This is a genomic window from Priestia veravalensis (assembly GCF_001457055.1).
Lineage (GTDB): Bacteria > Bacillota > Bacilli > Bacillales > Bacillaceae_H > Priestia > Priestia flexa.
Map to the genome: position 1 here is coordinate 1 of NZ_KQ758654.1, position 21,847 is coordinate 21,847.

General features: G+C 37.5%; 19 protein-coding genes. 15 read left to right on the top strand and 4 right to left on the bottom strand.

What is annotated here, in order from left to right; all coding sequences use genetic code 11:
• Positions 1–36 precede the first annotated feature (36 nt).
• Positions 37–336: a YtpI family protein gene (locus AS180_RS11960; protein ID WP_025907280.1), complete on the bottom strand. Its 300-nt coding sequence runs from the start codon at positions 334–336 to the stop codon at positions 37–39.
• 259 nt (positions 337–595) lie between these two features.
• Here AS180_RS11960 and AS180_RS11965 point away from each other — a divergent pair, with 259 nt between their 5' ends.
• Positions 596–1,528: a DHH family phosphoesterase gene (locus tag AS180_RS11965; protein ID WP_061784952.1), complete on the top strand. Its 933-nt coding sequence runs from the start codon at positions 596–598 to the stop codon at positions 1,526–1,528.
• 38 nt (positions 1,529–1,566) lie between these two features.
• Here AS180_RS11965 and ytrI read toward each other — a convergent pair whose 3' ends face one another.
• Both ytrI and AS180_RS11975 read right to left on the bottom strand, forming a co-directional pair.
• Positions 1,567–2,085, bottom strand: a complete 519-nt coding sequence (gene ytrI / locus AS180_RS11970; RefSeq protein WP_061784953.1) for a sporulation membrane protein YtrI — start codon at positions 2,083–2,085, stop codon at positions 1,567–1,569.
• Positions 2,082–2,417 (bottom strand): sporulation membrane protein YtrH, encoded by a 336-nt coding sequence (locus AS180_RS11975; protein WP_025907274.1) that lies wholly within the window; start codon positions 2,415–2,417, stop codon positions 2,082–2,084. Before AS180_RS11975 ends, ytrI begins: the two co-directional genes overlap by 4 nt.
• Positions 2,418–2,559: 142 nt before the next feature.
• On the opposite strand from AS180_RS11975, the gene dnaE reads away from it, so the two are divergent.
• From dnaE to AS180_RS12010, 7 genes are all read left to right on the top strand, one after another.
• Entirely contained in the window at positions 2,560–5,910 is a 3,351-nt protein-coding gene (gene dnaE / locus AS180_RS11980) for a DNA polymerase III subunit alpha (RefSeq protein ID WP_025907272.1), read from the top strand.
• A 177-nt stretch (positions 5,911–6,087) separates the two neighbouring features.
• Entirely contained in the window at positions 6,088–7,317 is a 1,230-nt protein-coding gene (locus AS180_RS11985; RefSeq protein ID WP_061784955.1) for an NADP-dependent malic enzyme, read from the top strand.
• A gap of 63 nt (positions 7,318–7,380) precedes the next feature.
• On the top strand, positions 7,381–7,995 hold the full coding sequence (locus AS180_RS11990) for a FadR/GntR family transcriptional regulator (protein WP_025907268.1): 615 nt from the start codon (positions 7,381–7,383) through the stop codon (positions 7,993–7,995).
• 252 nt (positions 7,996–8,247) lie between these two features.
• A complete protein-coding gene (gene accD, locus AS180_RS11995) occupies positions 8,248–9,135 on the top strand; it encodes an acetyl-CoA carboxylase, carboxyltransferase subunit beta (protein ID WP_025907266.1) in 888 nt (295 codons plus the stop codon).
• Complete coding sequence (gene accA / locus AS180_RS12000; protein WP_025907263.1) at positions 9,129–10,106, top strand: acetyl-CoA carboxylase carboxyl transferase subunit alpha; 978 nt, start codon at positions 9,129–9,131, stop codon at positions 10,104–10,106. Before accD ends, accA begins: the two co-directional genes overlap by 7 nt.
• A 529-nt stretch (positions 10,107–10,635) precedes the next feature.
• Complete coding sequence (gene pyk, locus AS180_RS12005) at positions 10,636–12,396, top strand: pyruvate kinase (protein WP_025907261.1); 1,761 nt, start codon at positions 10,636–10,638, stop codon at positions 12,394–12,396.
• A gap of 71 nt (positions 12,397–12,467) precedes the next feature.
• Positions 12,468–12,857 (top strand): FxsA family protein, encoded by a 390-nt coding sequence (locus tag AS180_RS12010; protein ID WP_062686862.1) that lies wholly within the window; start codon positions 12,468–12,470, stop codon positions 12,855–12,857.
• A gap of 73 nt (positions 12,858–12,930) precedes the next feature.
• Here AS180_RS12010 and ytvI read toward each other — a convergent pair whose 3' ends face one another.
• Positions 12,931–14,040 (bottom strand): sporulation integral membrane protein YtvI, encoded by a 1,110-nt coding sequence (gene ytvI, locus AS180_RS12015; protein WP_062686863.1) that lies wholly within the window; start codon positions 14,038–14,040, stop codon positions 12,931–12,933.
• Between the two features lie 138 nt (positions 14,041–14,178).
• Between ytvI and AS180_RS12020 the strand changes: the two genes are divergently transcribed.
• The 7 genes from AS180_RS12020 to pnpS all read left to right on the top strand — a co-directional run bounded on the left by AS180_RS12020 (position 14,179) and on the right by pnpS (position 21,782).
• Positions 14,179–14,637 (top strand): DUF441 domain-containing protein, encoded by a 459-nt coding sequence (locus tag AS180_RS12020; RefSeq protein ID WP_025907255.1) that lies wholly within the window; start codon positions 14,179–14,181, stop codon positions 14,635–14,637.
• A 364-nt stretch (positions 14,638–15,001) separates the two neighbouring features.
• Positions 15,002–16,120, top strand: a complete 1,119-nt coding sequence (gene citZ / locus AS180_RS12025; protein WP_062686864.1) for a citrate synthase — start codon at positions 15,002–15,004, stop codon at positions 16,118–16,120.
• Between the two features lie 99 nt (positions 16,121–16,219).
• Positions 16,220–17,506, top strand: a complete 1,287-nt coding sequence (gene icd, locus AS180_RS12030) for an NADP-dependent isocitrate dehydrogenase (RefSeq protein ID WP_025907251.1) — start codon at positions 16,220–16,222, stop codon at positions 17,504–17,506.
• Between the two features lie 31 nt (positions 17,507–17,537).
• Positions 17,538–18,476, top strand: a complete 939-nt coding sequence (gene mdh / locus AS180_RS12035) for a malate dehydrogenase (protein WP_062686865.1) — start codon at positions 17,538–17,540, stop codon at positions 18,474–18,476.
• Positions 18,477–18,655: 179 nt separating this feature from the next.
• Positions 18,656–19,132, top strand: coding sequence for a MaoC/PaaZ C-terminal domain-containing protein (locus tag AS180_RS12040; RefSeq protein ID WP_062686869.1), 477 nt, complete (start codon positions 18,656–18,658; stop codon positions 19,130–19,132).
• Between the two features lie 171 nt (positions 19,133–19,303).
• Positions 19,304–20,020, top strand: a complete 717-nt coding sequence (locus AS180_RS12045) for a response regulator transcription factor (protein ID WP_062686866.1) — start codon at positions 19,304–19,306, stop codon at positions 20,018–20,020.
• Positions 20,013–21,782, top strand: a complete 1,770-nt coding sequence (gene pnpS / locus AS180_RS12050; RefSeq protein ID WP_061784960.1) for a two-component system histidine kinase PnpS — start codon at positions 20,013–20,015, stop codon at positions 21,780–21,782. The genes AS180_RS12045 and pnpS overlap by 8 nt, the downstream gene beginning before the upstream one ends.
• The last annotated feature ends 65 nt before the right edge of the window (positions 21,783–21,847 follow it).

Sequence of the window (21,847 nt, forward strand, 5' to 3'; positions counted from 1 at the left end):
TTAGAAGCAATCATTTTGTTATGTCCCAAACTCTTTTTATAAAGACGTTTGAGCTTCTTTCGTAGCAAGAGGAAGGTAATATCTGTATGCGCGAATACCTGTAATAATACTTCCGAGACCAAATAAAGCAAAGATGATACCGATAATGAGGGATGTTGTAGTTGCATAAATAAACCATTGATTAATTCCAAAGAAAAGTACAAAAGCTCCAAGTGAAATACTGGATTTTGCAGAGATCCATTTGCGTTCAATAGGACGTTTGGAGCGGACATATTTGACTTTTAAATAGAAATAAAAGACAAATGAAATGACGATTAAAATGGCGAGAATAGGCATTAATTCATTCAGCTCCTTTTGAAAATAATTATTTATTGGTTGTAAGATATCTAAACAATTTCACCTTCATAGTACTGAATGCGTTTTCTTTAAGCTGTATGTAACAGACTACTTATTCCTATTCTATCGATAGACGCCAGAAAATTCTAGTATTAATTAATTCTGCTTTTAAACTTCTAGCTATCTATGATTTAATAGAACTAGCTATTAGGCTTGGTACATAAATAGTTTGCTAATTTACCGATAGGAGTGCTGCTAGATGAAAACACAAATTTTAGATGCAATTAAAGGTTTCGATACAATTATTATTCACCGTCATGTAAGGCCAGATCCTGACGCGTATGGTTCTCAATGTGGGTTAGCGGAGCTGTTAAAAACATCTTTTCCTGAAAAGAAGATTTACGTAACAGGAAAAGAAGCGGAATCTCTTAAGTTTTTATATCGAATGGATGATGTTGCTGATGAAGTGTATGAAGATGCACTTGTTATTGTATGTGATACAGCCAATCAGGAACGAGTCTGTGATCAGCGATATGCAAAAGGGAAAATGCTAATTAAAATTGATCATCATCCGAATGAAGACCAGTATGGAGATTTACTATGGGTGGATACAGAAGCGTGTTCAACAAGCGAAATGATCTATGAATTTTTCCTTCATGGTAAAGAAGACGGGCTTACATTAAATGACCGCGGTGCTGAGTTAATTTTTAGCGGAATTGTGGGAGATACAGGTCGCTTTTTATTTCCAAGCACAAAGCCGAAGACGTTCCGCTACGCAAGCGACTTAATTCAATATGATTTTGAATTTAAGGATGTTTATGATGAGATGTATAAAACGAAAGCAAACGTGGCGCATTTACATGGGTATGTGCTTCAAAATTTCTCTCTATCAGACTCAGGGGTTGGGTATATGAAAATACCAAAAGAAATTCTTGAGAAATACAGCGTAACGCCAGCAGATGCATCGCAGTTAGTTAGTTCATTAGGGCATATTGAAGGCATGAAGGTATGGGTATTCTTTGTGGAAGAAGAAGATCAAATTCGAGTAAGATTAAGATCAAAAGGTCCGGTTATCAACACGATTGCCCGTAAGTATAAAGGAGGAGGTCATCCACTTGCAGCTGGTGCTTCCATTTATTCTTGGGATGAGGTTGAGCCACTGCTTCAAGATTTAGAAGCGCTATTTCAGTAAATGTTAAAACAGGCGTACATTCTCCTAGTACGCCTGTTTTACATGACTTTCTCTACTTTCTTTATCCGAATTTCAATTGATAAAGTGGTGTAGAAATAAATTTGGTGCACTTCGACTTCGTAAATCATTTTATCGAATTCATATTTTTTATTTTCAATCGCTTTTTTTAATACGTTTCGTGCGTCATACGCACTCTCAATGTCTTGAGCAATTAAATGTAGTGCTTCTTCTTCAACGCTAGCTTGAAGGTGGTAAGAAGTGAGGGAACCTAATTTATATTGCTTCGTATTTGTTAAGTTTACTTTCACCTCTTGAATCAAAATGTTTTTTTTCATCTTTTTATTTAATTCTCGTACATCTTCTTGCCAAATTAAACTGTTTTTTTCTGCTCTTTCTAGCTTCTGTTCCAGCTGCACTAATGACTTTGTTTGTTCATGCTGTAGTTCACCATAAATAATTAAAAAAACGCCCCAGCTAATAATGGCACCGATAACTAATCCAGCGAAAAAGCGTTCTAAGTCTGACCGCTTATATAGACGCTTGTTTGGGACCCTCATAAACCTAAGCTCTCTTGTGTCAACCATTTAATAATTAGTGCCCCTGTTTGAGCCCCACCCATTGCTGAGAGTATTAGCAAGATTTGTTTTACGACATCTTTAGTAGCACCTTCAAACAAGCCACGTTCAAAACTATAGAATGTATCAAACGTGCCTCCAATAGCTCCTACAATCGCCCAAATTTTTAAGCTGTTACTTAATGTATACATGATGTGAAATGGAGATTTACCAATTAAAAACCCTGCAAACGAACCAATTAAAGCACCGCCAAGAATAATACCTAATGAAGTGAAGTAGCTCCAAATAAACAATGACATAAAGGGCTCTTTCATCTTCTCCCTCCTTTTGCACATTTTCTATCTTTTCTGCTGTAATTCATATATATGGACAAACAAAACAAGTTATGTAATTTGTATGGAAGAACAACAAAATTTATAATGGACATAAATACATAAAAAGAAGGTGGGAAGACTCGTGCCTTTTGTTCATCTACAACTAAAAAGTGCATATAGCATTTTAAATAGCACGATTCGAATTAAGCAGCTGGTCGAACGTGCAAAAGCATTGGATTATAAAGCTGTTGCTCTGACGGATGAAAATGTGATGTACGGAGCTATCCCTTTTTATAAAGAGTGCAAAAAAGCTGGCATTAAGCCAATCATCGGTTTGACTTTATATGTGCTAAAGCAAGAAGATGAAGCGTTTTCTTATCCGCTTGTTTTACTCGCTCAGAATGAGAAGGGATATGAAAATTTAGTAAAGTTGAGCAGCCTTGTTCAAACAAAAGAAAAGAACGGCGTGAAAAAAAAGTGGTTACCGCATTATAAAGAAGGCGTAATCGCTTTTACGCCTGGGCTATCTGGAGAAATTGAATCGCTTATTTTGGATAATAAGCTGGATGAAGCAAAACAAACTATTGCATTTTTTAAACATGTATATGGAGAAGAAAATTTTTATTTGTCTCTTCAGCGACACGGAGATCACGAGCAAGTTTTGAATGAGGAACTTTGTAAATTAGCAGAAGAATTGAATGTGAAGTTACTGGCTTCCAATGACGTAAAATACCTGGTTCAAGAAGATTATGAAGCCTATGAATGCCTAAAGGCTATAGGTGAAGGTGATATGCTTCAAGATATGATAGAGGAAGATAGGAACAGCAAAGAATATTATTTTAAATCACAGTCTCAAATGGAAAGCCTCTATACAGACGTTCTTTCCACTTTATACGAAACAAATCGTATAGCTGACCGGTGCAACCTTGAGCTCTCACTCGGTAAAATGATGATTCCATCCTATCCAATCCCCAACAGTCAGGATACGGCGGATAGCTATTTACAAAAACTGTGCGAAGAAGGCTTGAAAAAGCGTTTAAGTACAGTCACCCCTGAATATGCAGCACGATTAGACTATGAACTTAGTGTCATTCAACAGATGAAGTTTAGCAACTACTTTCTAATTGTATGGGATTTTATGCAGTATGCGCACAAAAATGGAATTATTACAGGGCCGGGGCGTGGTTCAGCAGCAGGTTCTTTAGTTGCTTATGTTTTAGAAATTACCAATGTTGATCCAATTAAGCATGACTTGTTGTTCGAACGGTTCCTAAACCCTGAACGCATTTCAATGCCTGATATTGATATTGATTTTCCAGATAATAAACGTGACCAAGTCATTCAATATGTAGCTGGAAAATACGGTCAGATTCATGTTGCTCAAATTATTACTTTCGGCACTCTAGCGACTAAGGCGGCCATTCGCGATGTGGGAAAAGTTATAGGAATGGATAAGGAAGATCTTTCTGTTGTTTCTAAATTACTACCATCTAAACCTGGGGTCACGTTACAACAAGCAGTTGCACAGTCTAAGCCTTTACGTGAGTATATTCAAGCTATGCCTATTAGACAAAAACTTTTGCAATTAGCAATGCAAGTAGAAGGGCTTCCAAGACATACGTCAACTCACGCTGCAGGCGTTGTTATTAGTGGCGAGCCGCTTACATCGTATACGCCTATTCAAGAGGGTCAGCATAATGTGTACCTCACTCAGTACCCAATGGAAGCACTGCAGGATATAGGCTTACTTAAAATGGATTTTCTAGGTCTCCGTAATTTAACGTTAATTGATTATATTCTTGCAAAAGTGGAGCGAGATACAGGAGAAAGGCAAAAGCTACCAGATATTCCTATGCAAGATGCTAAGACGTTTCAGCTTTTAGCAAGTGGTGATACAACTGGAATATTTCAGTTAGAATCAGACGGCATGCGCAAAGTATTAAAAGAGTTACAACCAACAGAACTAGAAGATATAGTGGCGGTCAATGCTTTGTATCGTCCTGGACCGATGGAGCATATTCCAACCTATATTAAAAGAAAGCATGGTTTAGAAAAAGTTACGTATGTTCATGATGTTCTAAAACCAATTTTACAAACCACGTATGGAGTCATTGTTTATCAAGAGCAAATTATGCAAATCGCTTCGAAAATGGCCGGATTTTCATTAGGGGAAGCTGACCTTTTAAGGCGAGCGGTCAGTAAAAAAGAGAGTGCGACGCTCCAAAAAGAGCGAAAGCATTTTATCGAAGGTAGTAAACGACAGGGATATGGTGAAGAAGTCTCAGAACAAGTCTACGACTTAATTGTTAAGTTTGCTAACTACGGATTTAACAGGAGCCATGCCGTTGCATATAGCTTTATTACTTACTATTTAGCCTATTTAAAAGCACATTATCCCCTTCAGTTCTTTGCGGTTTTATTAACCAGTGCGATTGGAAATCAATCAAAAAGTGAGCAATACATTCAAGAAATGAGGAAAAGAAAGATTGCTCTTTTGCCTCCATCTATCAATCAAAGTGCGTATGCTTTCAATGTAGAAAAGCAACAGATTCGTTTTAGTTTAGGAGCAATTAAATATGTTGGCGGAACAGTGGTTCAAGAAATTCTCAATGAGAGAAAGAATAAGCCGTTTGAAGACCTATTTGATTTTTGTATGCGCGTATCGACAAAAATTGTTAATAAAAAAATCCTTGAAACGCTGATTAATGCCGGTTGTTTCGATGAGTTTGGTGAAAATCGTGCCACGCTTATTGAAACGATAGACGTAGCTTTCGAACATGCCCAGCTGGTTGATCCACAAGATGATTTTGGCATGGGTTTTTCGCTAAAGCCAAAGTACATAATAGTAGACGAATTCAGCGAGCAAGAAATTTTGGAACGTGAAAAAGAAGCAGTAGGCTTTTATTTATCTAATCATCCGGCTTCTCAATATGAAAGGTTAATGGAAGCTCATTTTACAATCCCTCTTTGCGATATTGCGAAGTGTAAAAATGGAGCACAAGTTTCAATTATTGGACTTATCTCAAATGAGCGCATCATTCGTACCAAACAAGGTGAGCAAATGGCCTTCCTTGCAATTAGTGATGAAACAGACGATGCCGATGCAGTAGTGTTTCCACGAAGCTACGAGAAATACAAGCAGTTGTTAAACGTTGGAGAAGTCGTATTGATTAAAGGTAAAGTCGATATTCGAACCAATAAGCGACAAATTGTTGCACAAGAAATTTATTTAGCGAAGGAAGCTGAAGAAGAGCTGCCGAAGCAAGAAGTATATTTACGTGTAAAGCCATCAGCCCAAAGTGATGAAGTCATTCGTGATATTTATAAAAAAATTCATAGCGCTAAAGGAAATGTACCAGTTCTGGTGTACTATGAGTCAGAGAAGCGATTATTACGCTTAACGTCCGACTACTTTATCTCACTAGAGGGGGATGTTATTACACAATTTAAAGCGTTACTTGGAGATGAAAATGTGGCTGTAAAAACGCTATAGTCTTTACAGATTGTAGATGATGTTATATTGTAAAGAAGTTAAAAAAAAAAGTGGTCTGACCACTGTTACTTAATTTTACATTTACTCAGATGCAATGAAAATGAGCGCTTATTGCTTAACTGCATCGTTTCTAATTAATAGCTATATGTATACTTATATCGAATGAGGAGTGAGCTCATGTCTTTACGTGAAGAAGCACTGCATATGCACCGTATTAATAAAGGGAAGTTAGAATCTAAGTCAAAAATCCCTGTTCGAAATGCTCAGGATTTAAGCCTAGCTTATTCACCGGGGGTAGCTGAGCCTTGTAAAGAAATTTACGATGATGTGAATAATGTGTATGAGTATACAATGAAAGGAAATATGGTTGCAGTGGTATCTGATGGAACTGCGGTTTTAGGGTTAGGAAATATCGGTCCAGAAGCAGCTTTACCTGTAATGGAAGGTAAAGCAGTATTATTTAAAAGCTTTGCCGGAGTAGATGCGTTTCCTATCTGTTTAAAGACCACAGATATTGACCAAATCGTAGAGACAGTAAAGCTATTAGAACCAACATTCGGTGGAGTAAACCTAGAGGATATTGCGGCACCAAATTGTTTTGAAATTGAGGAACGCTTAAAGAAAGAAACCAATATTCCTATTTTTCATGATGATCAGCACGGAACTGCAATTGTAACGGTAGCTGGCTTGGTAAATGCATTAAAACTAGCAAATAAAAAAATGTCAGAAGTGAAGGTAGTAGCCAACGGTGCTGGAGCCGCAGGGATTGCCATCATTAAATTATTGCATCGCTATGGCGTGCGCGACATTATTATGTGTGACTCAAAAGGTCCAGTTTATGAAGGTAGATCGTTTGGGATGAATCAGGTAAAAGACGAGGTAGCTGCTTATACCAATCGTCAAAAAGTAACTGGGACCTTAGAAGATGCGCTTTCTGGAGCGGATGTTTTTATTGGTGTATCTGTCGAAGGGGCTCTGACAAAAGAGATGATTCAAAAGATGAATGAGGATCCAATTGTTTTTGCAATGGCTAATCCAATGCCTGAAATTATGCCCGACGAAGCAAAGAGTGCGGGTGTAAGGGTAATTGGGACAGGGAGATCGGATTTTCCTAACCAAGTGAATAACGTGCTGGCGTTTCCTGGTATATTCCGTGGTGCCCTAGATGTACGGGCTACTCATATCAATGAACAGATGAAAATTGCTGCGGTAGAAGCAATTGCAAGCCTTATTTCATCAGACGATTTACATGAAGATTATGTTATTCCCGCACCATTCGATACTAGAGTTGCACCAGCAGTAGCAGCTGCTGTGGCGAAAGCAGCGATGGAAACAGGTGTTGCGAGGTTACAGGTTGATCCAAATGAAATTGCATTAAAAACGCAGCGTTTGGCTATCATTGAATAAAGTGATACAGCGAAAAATTCTGTTTGGATACTAAGTGGATAAGGTGAGTGAAAAAATAGGTTGATGAATGAACGGTCAAAAGTTTATGTAGAAATCTTAAAGCAAATTCGGCAATTGATGCAGTCTAATCAGCTGCAAACAGGAGATAAAATTCCGTCAGAGCGAGAGTTGGCAGAGCGACTAAATGCGGGTCGCTCTTCTGTGCGTGAAGCGCTTCGAGCATTGGAGTTGCTAGGCCTTATTGAAACACGGCGGGGGGAAGGCACGTTTATTAAAGAAGTAGGCGATCATCAGCTTATCGAGATTTTAGCAACGTTTCTCTTGCATGATAGCAAACCAAAAGAAGACTTAATTGAAACGAAATATATGTTAGAAAGAGCATGCTTAGAATCTATACTACAGAATAATGAAAGCCTTGTTGATCAGCTAGATCATCAAACCTTAACAATTAAACAGCTATTTGAGCAGTTATTTCGCCTTCAGCATAATCGATTGTTACATCGCATTTGGCTAATTGTTAGTAACTTTTACTATACATTTCAACAGTCAACAATGACGCAAAATCAAGCCCAAATTGCGTTATTAATTCATGCTATTAAACAAGGAAACGAGCATGACGTTTTTGCGATTCATAAAGGATGGTATCATCCTTGTGATGCTTCACAAAATGTCGAATAGCACGTTGCATGTTTCTACACAAAATGTACAACTTTTCTTGTAAAGTAAATATCAATTAGTACACAAAATGAAGGAATTATGAGTGGATTCATACTTCATGGTCTCATGGTCTGTTTGCACCGATTGTGTAACCTATTTTGAAATAATAGGTGATAGACGCTCTATTGGTTTCAGACTGATGCTTATTGCATGATAAGCAAAGGATACGAAGACAGGTTCTTTTAGATAAAAGGATCAAAAGGAGGTTACACTTTGTTAAGAGATTTATTTACTAAAAATACAAAAAATGCAAAGAATACAAAGAAGAAAAAGTATGCTTCAGTTCCATCAGAACACCTAAAACAAGATGTACCGGAAGGAATTATGACGAAGTGTAAAAAATGTAAAAAAATTATGTACACCAAAGAGCTTAATAAAAATCTAAAAGTGTGCTTAAACTGCGGACATCATCACCAAATGACTGCTAAAGAAAGAATTAGTAGCTTAATTGATGAAGGTACGTTTATTGAATATGATCGTACAATGCGCTCTCAAAACCCTTTAGAATTTCCCGATTATGTTGAAAAGTTGGAGAAAGACCGTGAAAAAACGGGCCTTAGTGAAGCTATTGTAACGGGTGAAGGAGACATTGATGGTTTAAAAGTAGTCGTTGCCGTTATGGATTCACATTTTAGAATGGGAAGCATGGGCTCTGTTGTAGGTGAAAAAATTACAAGAGCTATCGAAAAAGCAAAGGATTTAGGCGTACCGTTTCTTATTTTTACAGCATCAGGTGGAGCTAGGATGCAAGAAGGTATCTTAAGTTTAATGCAAATGGCTAAGACAAGCTCAGCGTTAAAAATGTATAGTGATAAAGGTGGACTCATTATTTCCATCATGACGCACCCTACAACGGGAGGCGTATCCGCTAGTTTTGCTTCGTTAGGAGATTATAATCTAGCAGAGCCGGGTGCTTTAATTGGTTTTGCAGGTCGAAGAATTATTGAGCAAACTATTCGAGAAGAGCTACCGGAGGATTTCCAAACTGCAGAATTTTTATTAAAGCACGGTCAATTAGATGCGGTTGTGGCGCGTCACAATTTAAAAGAAACGCTCACGAATATTTTAGACATTCATGTAGGAGGTGACGTACAGTGGTAAGTGAATTAGAATTCGAACGTCCAATCGTGGAATTGCGTAATAAAATTGCAGAGTTAAAGGAATTTGCAACAAACACCGATGTTGATTTATCAACAGAGATTGAAAAGCTAGAAAAGCGCTTGGAAAAAGTAGAAAAAGATATTTATAACCACTTAAGCCCATGGAATCGTGTGCAGATTGCGCGTCATCCTGAACGACCAACTACGCTTGATTATATTTCAAGGTTGTTTACTAATTTTTTAGAGTGTCATGGTGACCGTTATTACGGTGATGATGAAGCCATCGTAGGAGGAATTGCTAAGTTCCAAGGTGTACCTGTCACGGTTATTGGTCATCAGCGTGGTAAAGATACGAAAGAGAATATTCGTCGCAATTTTGGAATGCCACATCCTGAGGGATATCGTAAAGCATTACGTTTAATGAAGCAGGCTGAAAAGTTTAACAGACCAATTATTTGCTTTATTGATACAAAAGGCGCTTACCCAGGAAAAGCAGCGGAAGAAAGAGGACAAAGTGAAGCCATCGCAAAAAACCTTTTTGAAATGGCTGGCTTAACTGTACCTATCGTTTGTATTGTTATTGGAGAAGGAGGAAGTGGAGGAGCATTAGGACTTGGTGTAGGGAACCATCTTCATATGCTTGAAAACTCCACGTACTCTGTTATCTCTCCAGAAGGTGCTGCTGCCTTACTGTGGAAAGATGCAACGCTTGCTAAGCAAGCAGCAGAAACAATGAAAATTACGGCACCAGATTTAAAAGAACTAGGCATTGTGGATGAGGTTGTGGAAGAAGTCAAAGGTGGAGCTCATCGTAATATTGATGAACAAGCAGCTTATATGGAAGTAGCGATTCGTAGCTCTTTACAAGAATTAACAAAATTAACAAAAGAGCAATTAGTTGAAGAACGCTATGAAAAATACAAAAAAATCGGACAGTTTTCAGCTGAAACCGATGCCATCGGTGTGAAATAAACAACGAAGCATCCTCTACTTAGATAGGGGGTGCATTTTCTCGTTTCTACAATAGCGCTTCTCTATTGTGTTTCATAGTTCTTCATGGTATTTTATAGACAGCAAAACCCTATAGGATTCTTAAGAAGAAGCCTGCATTTTCCTCTAATGGATTTAAAATACATTGTTGTAGGAAAAGCAACCCGCTTCTTTTATTGTAATGTCTAAAACCAATTTTTATAGGCATGCTTGTCAGATAGACGGGAATAGTAAAATCATTAGATAAACCAAGTGAATTGTAGTAAAAAAACAACTAGTTAAGGGTAAAATTATGCTATGAGTGTACAATACATCATGTGTTGTGATAGTCTATTTACTGCTTACATAATAGTTCTTTCTTTGGTTTAAAGAGAGCATATCATCGCCTGACTAAGCTACATATTGCTGTTAACATGTAAAGTAAAAGGTGATTAGTCCAGTAACTTTGAGTGCTAGGTTTGTACAATTACTTGAAAAGTTTGGTTATACCACTATATAGGAGGAAGATAGAATGCGTAAAACAAAAATTGTAGGTACTATTGGTCCAGCAAGTGAAAGTGTAGAAAAGTTAGTTGAACTATTTAACTCTGGTTTAAATGTTTGTCGTTTAAACTTTTCACACGGTGATTTCGAAGAGCATGGTGCACGTATTGTTAACATTCGTGAAGCTGCTAAAAAAACAGGGAAAACAATCGGAATTTTACTTGATACAAAAGGTCCGGAAATTCGTACAAATACAATGGAGAACGGTGCAATTGATTTAGAAGAAGGTTCTGAAATCATCGTTTCTATGCAAGAAGTAGTAGGAACAACTGAAAAGTTCTCAATTACATACCCTGGTCTAGTAGAAGATGTACACCCAGGTTCTAAAATCCTGTTAGACGATGGCTTAATTGGACTGGAAGTATTAGAAGTTAATAAAGCTGCTGGTGAAATCAAAACAAAAGTACTAAACCCAGGTACTTTGAAAAATAAAAAAGGTGTTAACGTACCAAACGTAAGTGTAAACTTACCAGGTATTACAGAAAAAGATGCAAACGACATCGTGTTTGGAATCGAGCAGGGTATTGATTTCATCGCTGCATCTTTCGTTCGCCGTGCGTCTGACGTATTAGAAATTCGTGAACTATTAGAAAAGAACAATGCTCCACACATTCAAATCATTTCAAAAATTGAAAACCAAGAAGGTGTCGATAATATCGATGAAATTCTTGAAGTGTCTGATGGCTTAATGGTTGCTCGTGGTGACTTAGGAGTAGAAATTCCTGCTGAAGAAGTACCGTTAGTACAAAAAGATTTAATCAGAAAATGTAACGAGCTTGGTAAACCTGTTATCACAGCAACACAAATGCTGGATTCTATGCAACGTAACCCACGCCCAACTCGCGCAGAGGCAAGTGACGTAGCGAACGCAATCTTTGATGGTACAGATGCAATTATGTTATCCGGTGAGACTGCTGCTGGTTCTTATCCAATCGAAGCTGTTCAAACAATGCATTCGATTGCATCACGTGCAGAACAAGCTCTAAACTATCGTGAAATCTTACAACAACGCAGCAAGCGAGTAGGTACATCTATTACAGATTCAATCGGTCAATCTGTAGGACATACGGCACTTAACTTAAATGCAAGTGCAATTGTTGCTCCAACTGAAAGCGGATATACGGCAAAAATCGTTTCAAAATACCGTCCACAATCTCCAATCGTAGCGGTAGCAGCAAATGATTCAGTAGCTCGTCGTTTAGCGTTAGTATGGGGAGTAACACCAGTTGTAGGTGAGCGTTGCACAAATATTGATGACATGTTAGAGCATGCTGTAAACGACGCAGTAAAAACGGGCATTGTATCTCAAGGAGATCTAGTTATTATTACAGCAGGTGTACCTGTTGGAGAATCTGGTGCTACAAACCTAATGAAAGTACAAGTTGTAGGTGATGTATTAGCAAAGGGTCAAGGCATCGGTCGTAAATCAGCGGTTGGGCAAGTAGTTATTGCGAAAAGCGCAGCTGAAGCAAACGAAAAAATGACAGAAGGCGCAATTTTAGTTACAAATAGCACAGACCGCGACATGATTAGTGCAGTTGAAAAAGCAAGTGCATTAATTACAGAAGAAGGTGGCTTAACAAGCCATGCAGCTGTTGTAGGGCTAAACTTAAGCATTCCTGTCATTGTAGGCGTAGAAGGCGCAACAGTTACGTTTAAAGATGGACAAGACATTACAGTAGATTCAGCTCGTGGCGTTGTATACAATGGCCATGCAAGCATTCTGTAAGGTATAATTAAGAAAAAGAGAAGGTCTTTACCTTCTCTTTTTCTATAGTCAGATATTAAGGAGAGTTGACGGTGAAATTTCTCGTTCCAATTTTAATTATTATCCCTGCTATTGAAATCACATTATTGCTTACAGTAAGTTCGAAAATTGGTATTTTACCAACATTTTTCTTGATTTTAGCAACGGGAATATTAGGAGCTTATTTAGCAAAGAAGCAAGGTATGAAGACCTTACACAAAGCACGACAGCAAATGAATTCTGGCCAAGTTCCCGGTGGAGCAATTGTTGATGGGCTCTGTATCTTAATCGGCGGTCTTTTACTATTGACACCGGGCTTCTTTACCGATACAACGGGTTTTTTACTACTTATTCCTGCAACAAGAAAGTTTATCAAACCAACTGTTATGAAGTTATTCCAGCGACTGTTTCAAAATCGCGGAAGGTTTACGATTATTCGCTAAGAATGAAAATCAGGATACCGACTAAAAAAAGAGTGTGCTATTAATGGGAAAAACTCTCTCATGAAGCACACTTTTATTTTGCAATAATAAAATTTTTAATATCTGTAAATACACCAGCTGAGTGTAGCGTACGAATGATAACCAATAAAATGGGCCCAACAATTAATCCGAGAAAACCAATTAATTTAAAGCCGACAAACAAAGCAATCAAAGTAGCTAAAGGATCTAATCCAATACTCGATGATAGGATTTTAGGTTCCATAATTTGGCGCTGTACGATAACCACTAAGTATAAAACAGATAAACCAACGGCAAAGGAGATATTTCCAGTTGTAAATGTATAAATAATCCAAGGCACGAAGATGAGTCCGGTTCCTAAATAAGGTAATAAGTCTACAAAGCCGATAAGTAAAGCGATAGTAATTGAATAATCAACTCGTAAAATGAGTAGACCAGTAAGAACAATAATCGTTGTGATGGAAATAAGCGTAAGTTGAGCTTGAATAAATCCAAAAAGTGCTTTTTTTAGCTCTCCGATTACAGCTTCACTACTCTGTTTCACCTTTGGTGGTAAAAAGCTTTTGCTAAATGCAAGGAAACGATTCCAGTCCTTGCTGATAAAGAAGGTAGCAAGTAAGGAAAAAATAACAACAGTTGCGATGTTAGGGAGCCATCCGAGAAAAGTTGGGATCGCTTGTAAAAGTCGCTGTAAAAAGTCTCCGACAGTTGTTGTAATACTACTGCCAACGTTTTGAATATTTGTTAAAATAGTTTCCTGTTGGTTATGGTTTAAGCTGTTAAACATTGAAGCAATTTGGTTATAAAGAGGAATCAGTTTGCTGGCAATAAAGTTTTCGATGTATACGATGACGGCTTCAAAATTAGTTGGAACGACTTTTGCTAGATAGGTTGTACCGGCTATTATTTCAGTCACTAATAGCGTAATCGAGCCTGCTAGAATGGAAAAAATAAGCATGATGGAAATAAGAACAGCAATGTAGCGTTTACACTTTAACGTACGTTCAAAAAAGTTTACGATTGGATTCATGAAGAGTGCAATAGTAAAGGCAATGATGAATGGATAAAGCAGCGTTGAAAGGTAATAAATGACTATAAGTGTGGCGCTTAAACCAGTCAATAAGATGACGATTCGTAAAAAACGAACCCAATAGATTTTAGGCAAGCAGTTAACAACCTCCTTTAAAAATAGTTTTGTTAGTATTTTACAACTTTTATGAAAGAGTGAAAAGAAAAAAGTGGGTTTTTCACTAGAAAATAAGATCAAAATAAGCATGAAAGTAATGAAAGGAAGGATGAACGAATGTTTTCACAACCAGTTATGTTTTTAGCTATTTTATTGGTTATAGGATTGATTGCAAAAAATCAGTCGTTAATTATCGCTGTAGGTTTTCTATTAGTTATTAAATTAATAGGTCTAGACAGTAAGGTATTTCCCTATCTACAGTCTAAAGGAATTAATCTAGGTGTGACCGTTATTACAGTTGCGGTATTAGTGCCGATTGCAACAGGTGATATTGGTTTTAAACAATTGGGAGAAGCTATTAAGTCGTCATATGCTTGGGTAGCATTAGCTGCAGGAATTTTAGTGGCAATTATTGCTAAATATGGACTGACTTTATTGTCGGAAGATCCCCATATTACAACGGCTCTTGTATTTGGTACAATCCTAGCTGTGACGCTATTTCAAGGGGTTGCTGTAGGTCCTCTGATTGGTGCAGGAATTGCCTATTTATTTATTAAAATTACAGAGTTATTTTAGTGGAAATTTTTTTATAATAACAATTTTTTTAAAATTTATTTACTCTTTTCATTCACAAAAGTCAGATAATTGTTTATAATATAGTTTGAAGCCGCATCTCATTACATACAATTGTATGATATAACGTATACGATCAAACAACTAAAAAGCATGCTAGATAGCATAATTTCTTTATGTTATTTAGCAATACGAAAATGTAAGCATTTTCTTTTTTGTCGGGGTCTTAAGAAAACCCTATGAGGAATGCTGTGCTTCTATAGAAATGTCTTATGTGATGTGGAATTGAGCCAACGCTCAATATAATTTATTTTTGTATGTACAATAGGGTGTATGGGGAAATCTTTTCTGTAAAGGAGATGGGAATATGACTGCGACTCGAGGTTTAGAGGGAGTTGTTGCGACAACTTCAGCGGTAAGCTCCATTATTGACGACACGCTAACTTATCGTGGTTACAATATTGATGATTTAGCAGACTATGCTACATTTGAAGAAGTAGTTTATTTGCTTTGGCATGGAAAATTACCAAATAAAGAAGAATTATCTATTTTTTCTAGGTTACTAGCAGAGAATGCTAAATTACCTCATGAAGTATTAAATCATTTCAAAACATATCCAATTAAAGACGTTCATCCAATGGCAGCTTTAAGAACAGCTGTATCACTAATTGGCTTGTACGATCCAGAAGCAGACCTAATGGATGAAGAAGCTAATTATCGTAAGGCAGTTCGCCTACAAGCCAAATTACCGACAATTGTAACAGCCTTTTCACGCATTCGCAAAGGGATGGATCCAATTGAACCAAATGAAAACTATAGCGTTGCAGCCAACTTCTTGTACATGTTAACGGGGAATGAACCGACTGACATCGAAGTTGAAGCATTTAATAAAGCACTTGTCTTACACGCTGACCATGAGCTAAATGCATCTACATTTACCGCTCGCGTCTGTGTGGCAACTCTCTCAGATATTTATTCTGGTATTACAGCAGCAATCGGAGCCTTAAAAGGACCTCTTCATGGTGGTGCAAATGAAGCCGTTATGAAAATGCTATCTGATATTGAAACGGTAGAAAATGCAGAGCCGTATATTCGTAGTAAGTTAGCAAATAAAGAGAAGATTATGGGCTTTGGTCACCGAGTGTATCAGCAAGGGGATCCACGTGCTAAACATTTGAGAGAGATGTCTGAGAAGCTTACAAAACAAGCTGGAGACTCTACTCTTTATGAAATGTCTGTAAAGATTGAAGAGATTGTTACAAGTGAGAAGAGGCTTCCACCAAACGTAGACTTCTATTCCGCTTCTGTCTATCACAGTCTAGGAATTGATCATGATTTGTTTACACCAATCTTTGCTGTAAGCCGCGTATCAGGTTGGGTAGCACATATTTTAGAACAGTATTCAAACAATCGATTAATTCGTCCACGTGCCGATTATATCGGCGAAGGAAAGCAAGCGTATATTCCGATTGAGCAAAGAGATTAACTTTTATGTAAGAAAGTGCTCAGCGTAAGTTGAGCACTTTATAATAAGCTATTAATCTATTAAGCTATTAAGCTTTAAAACTTCAAGGGGGTTATTTTTATGACAAACGGACAAAAAATTACGGTAACAAACGGAGTATTAAATGTACCTAACAATCCAGTAATTCCATATATCGAAGGAGACGGAATTGGTCCGGATATTTGGGCAGCAGCATCTCGTGTATTAGAAGCAGCTGTTGAAAAAGCATATGATGGCGAAAAAGAGATTGTTTGGAAAGAAGTATTAGCAGGGGAAAAAGCATTCAACGAAACTGGCGAGTGGCTACCAGCTGAAACATTAGATGTTATTCGTGAGTACATAATCGCGATTAAGGGACCATTAACAACGCCAGTAGGTGGAGGAATCCGTTCACTAAACGTTGCTTTACGTCAAGAGTTAGATTTGTTTACTTGCTTACGTCCAGTACGTTATTTCGAAGGTGTTCCATCACCAATTAAACGTCCAGAAGATACGGACATGGTTATCTTCCGTGAAAATACAGAGGATATCTATGCTGGTATCGAGTATGCAAAAGGTTCTGAAGAAGTTCAAAAGTTAATCAACTTCTTACAAACTGAAATGGGTGTTAATAAAATCCGTTTCCCTGAAACATCAGGTATTGGAATTAAGCCAGTATCATCTGAGGGTACAGAGCGCTTAGTTCGCGGAGCAATTAACTATGCAATCGAACACGGTCGTAAGTCTGTAACGCTTGTTCATAAAGGAAACATCATGAAGTTTACTGAAGGTGCCTTCAAAAACTGGGGTTATGAATTAGCTGAAAAAGAATTCGGCGATAAAGTATTTACTTGGGCTCAATATGACCGCATCGTTGAAAAAGAAGGAAAAGATGCTGCAAATAAAGCACAAGCAGAAGCAGAAGCTGCTGGAAAAATTATCGTAAAAGATTCAATTGCAGATATCTTCTTACAGCAAATCTTAACTCGTCCTCGTGAGTTTGACGTAGTTGCAACAATGAACTTAAATGGTGACTATATTTCTGATGCTTTAGCTGCGCAAGTAGGTGGAATTGGTATTGCACCGGGTGCTAACATTAACTATGAAACTGGACATGCAATCTTTGAAGCAACACATGGTACTGCTCCTAAATATGCAGGTCTAGACAAAGTAAACCCTTCATCTGTATTATTATCAGGTGTGTTAATGCTAGAACATTTAGGCTGGACTGAAGCAGCTGCGCTTGTAATGGAATCAATGGAAAAAACAATCGCTTCTCAAGTAGTAACATATGATTTTGCTCGCTTAATGGATGGAGCGAAAGAAGTAAAATGCTCTGAGTTTGCAGATGAGTTAATTAAAAACTTAGGAAATCAAGTAACAGTATAATAGTAAACGAGAACGATTTGGGGGAATTAACATGTCAAACAAACGAAAAAAAGTCTCAGTTATTGGTGCTGGCTTTACAGGTGCAACAACTGCGTTTTTGATCGGACAAAAAGAATTAGCTGACGTTGTATTGGTGGATATTCCACAGGCAGAAAACCCAGCTAAAGGTAAAGCGTTGGATATGTTAGAAGCAAGCCCAGTACAAGGTTTTGACGCTAATATTACAGGAACAGCTAACTATGAAGATACAGCTGACTCTGATGTCGTCATTATTACGGCTGGTATTGCACGTAAACCTGGTATGAGCCGTGACGATTTAGTTACGACAAACCAAAAGGTAATGAAATCTGTAACGCAAGAAATTGTTAAATACTCACCAAATTGTTATATTATCGTGTTAACCAATCCAGTTGATGCGATGACGTATACAGTATTTAAAGAATCAGGATTTCCAAAAAATCGTGTAATTGGTCAGTCTGGTGTACTAGATTCGGCTCGTTTCCGTACATTTGTAGCACAGGAACTGAATGTATCAGTTAAGGACGTTACTGGCTTTGTACTAGGAGGACACGGTGACGATATGGTTCCTCTTGTGCGCTACTCATACGCAGGTGGAATTCCGCTTCAAACGTTAATTCCACAAGATCGCTTAAATGCTATTGTGGAGCGTACGCGTAAAGGTGGCGGCGAGATTGTAAACCTTTTAGGAAATGGTAGTGCTTATTATGCACCTGCTGCATCTCTCTTAGAAATGACAGAAGCTATCCTAAAAGATCAGCGTCGTATCTTACCTGCAATTGCGTACTTAGAAGGTGAATATGGCTACAGTGGTATTTACCTTGGTGTACCAACAGTTCTAGGTGCCAATGGTATTGAGCAAGTGATTGAATTAGAACTAACTGAACAAGAAAAAGCAGCTTTAGATCAATCTGCTGATTCAGTTAAAAATGTGATGAGCGTTCTTGTTTAAAAATAGACAAGCACTTGGTAAACGGTGTGGTAAAAAGCATCATTTATAAAAGAAAAACAGGAAAATTCGAGGGAAACCTCGAATTTTTTTGTTGTAGAAGTTTCACTGCTTTAGACAAGAGCTGTTCGCATGATTAGCGATCGTTCATGAAAGCTACAAAGAGAAAGGATGAAGTAGCAATGGTGCTAGGGAAAAAACAAAAGATTGGAAGAACCATAAAACAAATCCAAGTTGGCGAAAAGCTTTCACTTACTGAACGCATAGAGGACAAGGATATTCTTCTATATCTAGGCTTAACAAATGACGCCAATCCCCTTTATATTCAGCATGATTATGCTGCGCAAACGGCGTTTAAAAAGCCGATTGTTCCAGCAATTATGATCAATGGAATGATGACAGCGGCTATCTCCAAATATTTGCCGGGTCCAGGAAGTCATATTCTAAAGCAAACCGTTGCATTTCCTAAGCGTATTTACCATTACAGTACAGTCGAGTTTTTATTTGAAGTAGTTAATAAAAATATGGACGAAAAGACAATTACAATTGATGTACAGGCAACAGATGAGAATGAAGAGAGCGTTGTACAAGCTCAATTTATTGTATGTCCTCCTCAAGAACTATCGATTGCCGAAACACATGAGTTTGAGAACTTTTAATGCAGTGACAAACGGGCCTCCTTTTTAATTAGGGGGCTTGTTTATTGGCATAATATTATGAAATGCCTTTGAGAACTTTAAGGAATCAGTGTATGATAATGACATACATATAGACAAAATATTGGGTGAAGTGGCGTTTAAAATGAATTGATGGAGGCTTATGTTACGAACATGAATAAGAGATTATTAGTAGTAGACGATGAACAGTCAATCTCAACATTATTACAGTATAACCTGCAGCAAGCTGGTTTTGAGGTCAGCACGGCAATGGATGGAGAAGAAGGGTACAATAAAGCACTGGAAGAAAACCCAGATTTAATCGTGTTAGACTTAATGCTTCCCAAAATGGATGGAATTGAAGTGTGCAAAAAGCTTAGACAGCAGAAAGTTATGACGCCTATATTAATGTTAACGGCTAAGGATGATGAGTTTGATAAAGTGTTAGGTTTAGAACTTGGAGCAGATGACTATATGACAAAACCGTTTAGTCCACGAGAAGTTGTTGCTCGGGTAAAGGCCATACTTCGTCGTTCTCAATTTAGTAATCAAGCCAATCAGGAAGAAGAGGATGGAGAAAGAATCTTTATTGGAGATTTAAAAATTCTTCCCGAGCATTACGAAGCTTATTTTCAGCAAGAGCAGCTAGAATTAACGCCAAAAGAGTTTGAACTATTATTATATTTATCAAAACATAAAGGGCGAGTGCTGACGCGTGATCAGTTATTAAGTGCCGTTTGGAATTATGACTTTGCGGGTGATACAAGGATTGTAGATGTCCATATTAGTCATTTGCGTGAAAAGATTGAAAGCAATACAAGAAAACCAATTTATATTAAAACCATTCGTGGTTTAGGATATAAATTAGAGGAACCAAAGGTAGATGAATAAGTTCCGCTCGCGCTTACTTTTTGCACTGCTAACGTTAATTATTGTGGTACTGGTTTGTTTAGGCTTATTATTAGCTCAGCTTTTCAAAAATTTCTATTTTCAAACCTTTCAAGAACGGATGGAAAAAGAAGCTGAGCTTGTCGAACTTTTTATTGGGAAAGAAGGCCTGACAAATCCAACTCTTCAAGAAAATGTAGATTCGATTAGTGAGTCATTAAGTGTTCGAGCAACTATTATTAACAATGACGGTACAATTCTTGTAGATTCAAATGCAAGTAGTCACAATGGCTCTTTGGAAAACACTCGTATACTCCAAGAGGTAATAAAGAAGCAAAGCGTGAATCAGGAAGCATTCAGCCGCATCGAAGAAAATCATGACCTCTACTATTATGGTGTGCCACTTGTCATTGACGGTCAGAAAGAAGGGTTTGTTGTTTTAAGTACTTCTTTTGCGTCATTAAATCAAGTCAATCAACAAATATGGGGGCTGTTAATTGGAAGTCTTGGCGTTGCGTTAATCGTCATTTTATTACTAGGAATAAAGATTATGAATCGCTATACCAGACCAATTGAATCGGCTACTCAGGTAGCCATGGAGCTAGCAAAAGGCAATTATAAAGCTCGTACTTATGAAGATTATATGGATGAAACAGGAATGCTAAGTCAATCCATTAATGCATTAGCCCGTAATTTACAAGAGTTAATTCGTAGCCAAGAGATGCAACAAGATCGCCTGCGGACGCTCATTGAAAATATGGGTAGCGGGATGATTTTAATTGATAGTCGCGGCTATATTAACCTAGTAAATCGAGCTTATAAAGAACAATTTCAAATAAAGATGAATGATTTCTTATATCACCTATATTATGAAGTGTTTGAACATAAAGAAGTCGTTTCCCTAGTAGAAGAGATTTTTATGACAGAAGTGAAGGTTCGCAAACATGTTGTACTCTCTCGAAATATCGAACGTCGACATTATGATGTATACGGAGCGCCAATTATCGGATTAAATGATGAATGGAAGGGGATTGTTCTGGTTTTTCATGACATAACAGAACTTAAGAAACTAGAGCAGGTTCGCCGAGACTTTGTTGCTAACGTATCTCATGAGTTAAAGACACCCATCACATCAATTAAAGGCTTTAGTGAAACGCTTTTAGATGGTGCTATGGAGGAACCAGAGCTAAGAAAGCAGTTTCTATCGATTATCATGAATGAAAGTCAACGGATGGAAACGTTAATACAAGATTTGTTAGATTTATCAAAAGTGGAACAGCAAGGTTTTCAGCTAAACGTTCAAGCCATTAATATTAATACGCTTCTTTATGAAATCGTTATGGTTCTTTCTAATCGAGCAAAAGAGCGAGGAATTGATCTTCAAATTGAGACACTTGAAGAAGAATGTTTAATTGAAGCAGATATCCAGAGGTTAACCCAAATCTTTATGAACTTAATTAGCAACGCATTGAATTATACGATGCCAAGCGGTAAAGTTCATATTCGAATTGAAGAAAAATTAGACAAAGTCCTTGTTCATATCACCGATACAGGGATTGGCATCGCACAAGAAGAAATTCCTCGAATTTTTGAACGCTTTTATCGCGTAGATAAAGCAAGAAGTAGAAATTCCGGTGGTACAGGTCTTGGACTAGCAATTGTCAAACATCTTGTAGAAGCACATAAAGGGCATATTGACGTACAGAGTAAAGTGAATGAAGGGACAACTTTTTCTGTCACGTTAAATAAATACTTAGAAAACTAAGCAAATGTTTACGTTCCTTTTACAAAGCATTTAAGGAAGCTTAATATAAGCTTGTTATACTTTTC